This window comes from Thiolapillus sp. (assembly GCF_048562965.1).
GTDB classification, from domain to species: Bacteria; Pseudomonadota; Gammaproteobacteria; order Chromatiales; family Chromatiaceae; genus Thiolapillus; species Thiolapillus brandeum_A.
In genome coordinates this window covers 1-2,558 of record NZ_JBHNMF010000477.1, presented here as the reverse complement: position 1 = coordinate 2,558, position 2,558 = coordinate 1, and the positions used below count along the sequence as shown (strand labels likewise).

5 protein-coding genes are annotated in these 2,558 nt (G+C 52.9%); 4 read left to right on the top strand and 1 reads right to left on the bottom strand.

Annotated features, from left to right (window positions below; all coding sequences use genetic code 11):
• The 4 genes from ACOCD2_RS16585 to ACOCD2_RS16570 all read left to right on the top strand — a co-directional run.
• Positions 1–208: hypothetical protein (locus ACOCD2_RS16585; RefSeq protein ID WP_293648290.1), on the top strand; the 208-nt coding region annotated here is incomplete at its 5' end.
• Positions 209–279: 71 nt separating this feature from the next.
• On the top strand, positions 280–885 hold the full coding sequence (locus ACOCD2_RS16580; RefSeq protein WP_305801612.1) for an AAA family ATPase: 606 nt from the start codon (positions 280–282) through the stop codon (positions 883–885).
• Positions 878–1,570, top strand: coding sequence for a DUF4276 family protein (locus tag ACOCD2_RS16575; RefSeq protein ID WP_293648287.1), 693 nt, complete (start codon positions 878–880; stop codon positions 1,568–1,570). Before ACOCD2_RS16580 ends, ACOCD2_RS16575 begins: the two co-directional genes overlap by 8 nt.
• Complete coding sequence (locus ACOCD2_RS16570) at positions 1,557–2,006, top strand: hypothetical protein (protein ID WP_293648284.1); 450 nt, start codon at positions 1,557–1,559, stop codon at positions 2,004–2,006. Before ACOCD2_RS16575 ends, ACOCD2_RS16570 begins: the two co-directional genes overlap by 14 nt.
• Here the strand turns inward: ACOCD2_RS16570 and istB are convergent.
• Positions 1,981–2,558 (bottom strand): IS21-like element helper ATPase IstB (gene istB, locus ACOCD2_RS16565; RefSeq protein ID WP_293726422.1); only part of this gene is annotated, 578 nt, incomplete at its 5' end. The genes ACOCD2_RS16570 and istB overlap by 26 nt on opposite strands.

Below are 2,558 nucleotides of genomic sequence, written 5' to 3'. Positions count from 1 at the left end.
AAGCCAGAACCTACACCCAAACAACTCGCCAGACTTATTCAAGAGCGACACCGGCGACGACAGGCTGCCACAGAATCCTGTCGGCGGAGGGGTGGGGAAATATGACAAAGTAGAACTAATTGGTGGTCTTATGGCTCAGCAGCCCATGAAAGCCGCCTCTATGACGAACGCAATGAGCGTTCTGCCGATGGCCAATATAATGGCGTAGGGCATTTTGTCTATGAATCTATCGCGCACTGGATGGTGTATCACTTCCATGACACCAGCCCCACCGCGCCCATGCGCCGGTCTGAAATTGTCGAAGACAACCAGCGGCTCAGAAATAATGGCAGCAATATCGCCCCGTTTTTGTTACGTCTGAAGCAGTCTGAATCCTTGTATCGCTATTATCAGGAAGTGGTGAACGCCACTCGGCTAATATTGCCTTTTTTCGATAATTTCCGTCTGGATGTGTTCCAACAGGGTGAGGCCGACAAGGTCAAACTCAGCTGGCAGCAAAAAGGCTCGGATTATCCGCTGCAACCCTATCATTTGTCTGATGGTTCCATACGCTTTATCTGCTTGGCCACCGCACTGTTACAGCCCGATCCGCCATCTGCCATCGTCATTGATGAACCGGAGCTTGGGCTGCATCCAGAAGCCATTCGTATTCTTGCCGAGCTGATCACAGATGCCGCCCAACGCACCCAGGTCATTCTCGCCACCCAGTCGCCGTTATTGATCGACCAGTTTGCCATTGACGATATTGTGGTGGTCAATCGCAAGGATGGCCAATCAACCTTCGAACGCCTGTCTGAACAGGATTTCAGCCAATGGCTGGAGGATTACTCCGTTGGTGAACTCTGGACACGCAATGTGATTCAGGGAGGCACATCGGATGAGTGATTATGCCGAGTTGGTGGTACTGGTTGAGGGGCCGACAGAGCAACTTTTTGTTAAACAGTTGCTCACGCCCTATCTGGCGGATAAACGGGTATATCCGGTACCCGTCATTCTGCACAAGCCGGGCCAGAAAGGCGGTGATGTCAAGTTCAGTCGTGCACGCAATGATATTGAACGGCATCTCAAGCAACGCGCAGACACCTGGATTACCCTGCTGGTGGATTATTACGGTATCAAACCCGATTGGCCGGGCTATGCCGAATCCAGACATCTGGCAAACCATCAACAGAAATGGCAGGTCATGTGCAAGGCGACTGCTGAAGCAGTACAAAGCCTGTTTCCAGCACAAAACCCACAGGAAAGATTCATCCCCTATGTCTCCATGCATGAAACCGAGGCCCTGTATTTCAGCGACCCCGATTGTCTGGCCGAGCATCTGGGCGTGAGGCGGCAGCGTGTTGACGCCATTCTGGAGGAATGTGGCGAGCCGGAAAACATCAACGACCGGCCAGACACCGCACCATCCAGGCGACTGCAACAACTCTCCAGCCGTTTCAAGAAGACCACCACGGGTATCGCGATCGCTGAGCAAATTGGCATAGACAACATGCGTCAGGCCTGCCCACTTTTTGATAGCTGGGTTGGCAAGATGGAAACATTGGCAGGAGGTAGCCATGGCGCGGCGTAAAACAAGTAGAAAAAAGCAATTGCCCTTTGGCCACAAGCTGGTGCTCAACCAGTGGATCATCAGCCTGTTCGGTTTCGACCCACTAAAAGACCACAAGGACGGCAAGCGGACACTGCGGCCAGTGCTGCCGTTGGCGAAAATCGTCAAGGATGCACCGGAGGGCATGAGCGCGGAAAACCTGCACCATTTCTACAAGACGCTCGCTATCAATCTACAAGCGGATTCGAGTATTACACAAAACGAACTGCTGCGTTACGAACACAACATTGTCAGCCATAGTCTGGCGATCAATGAGGACCGTGAGCGCCCCATTGTCTGGAAGTACTACCAATGGCTGTCGCTGTTGTTTGCGGAAATCTGTCAAACAGCATCCAAAATTGACCAGGTATCAGCGTGCAATTTTGACCAGGCTATGAGGCCTGATTGCGGTGTTTGAACCGGTAGGATTCATTGCCGGTTTCGATGATGTCGCAGTGATGAGTGATGCGGTCGAGCATGGCGGTCGTCATCTTGGCATCGGTAAAGACCTGCACCCATTCAGAGAAGGACAGATTGGTGGTGATGATCAGACTGGTGCGTTCATAGAGCTGGCTGACCAGGTGGAACAGCAAAGCACCGCCAGACTCCGGAAACGGCAGATACCCCAGTTCATCAAGGATCACCAGATCCACCTGTAACAGCTGGCGAATGATTTTGCCGGACTGGCCATTGGCCTTTTCCTGTTCCAGGCGATTCACCAGATCCACGACATTGAAGAAGCGAACCCGCTGGCCACGATGGATCACCGCTATACCCAGGGCCGTGGCCAGGTGGGTTTTCCCCGTGCCGGTACCGCCTACCAGGATGAGATTGTGGGCCTGTGATGTGAAGTGGCCTTCCGCCAAGGTTTCAAAGGTGGCCTGATCCACATTCGATTCCGCCCATTCAAAGCTGTCGAGTTCACGACGAATGGGAAAGCGGGCGATTCGCAGCTGATAATTGAGCGAGC

Excerpts from the sequence above, each read along its gene's own strand:
- ACOCD2_RS16580 (WP_305801612.1), top strand. The coding sequence starts at position 280 with ATGCGCCGGTCTGAAATTGTCGAAGACAACCAGCGGCTCAGAAATAAT.
- ACOCD2_RS16575 (WP_293648287.1), top strand. The coding sequence starts at position 878 with ATGAGTGATTATGCCGAGTTGGTGGTACTGGTTGAGGGGCCGACAGAG.
- ACOCD2_RS16570 (WP_293648284.1), top strand. The coding sequence starts at position 1,557 with ATGGCGCGGCGTAAAACAAGTAGAAAAAAGCAATTGCCCTTTGGCCAC.